The sequence below is a fragment of the Pseudomonas sp. AGC41 genome (assembly GCF_057334555.1).
In genome coordinates, this window is record NZ_JBHFJB010000054.1 from 9,953 (window position 1) to 10,320 (window position 368).

Sequence of the window (368 nt, forward strand, 5' to 3'; positions counted from 1 at the left end):
CGAAGGCGGCCTCGAAACCAACCCATCCCTTGCGAATGTACCCAAATCCATTGTGGGAGCGAGCTTGCTCGCGATGAGGCCCTCACAGCTCGCTATAAATTTGTCCGCCCAGCCATCGTCCTAGCTTGGATAAAGCCCGTCCGAGGGCGAACACAGGTAAGGCAATGACGATTTCTCGACGATGGTTCATGGCAGGCCTGGCGCTGACCGGTGCCGCCGTGCCTGCGGTGTATTACGGGCACCGTGAACTGACCCGGCCGGACCCCACCATCACCCCCGGCGAGGCCTCGTTCGATGTGGCGGATGTGGCGGGCCAGCGCCGGGCCAACACGCTGCGGGGTATCTGGACGATCCGTTTCACCGGCCGC

Annotated in this window: 1 pseudogene; it reads left to right on the forward strand. The window is 63.3% G+C overall.

Going from position 1 to position 368, the window contains the following annotated elements:
- Window positions 1-164 precede the first annotated feature (164 nt).
- Window positions 165-368 (forward strand): annotated as a pseudogene (locus ACE04F_RS11010) (pyoverdine maturation tyrosinase PvdP); the annotation flags it as partial.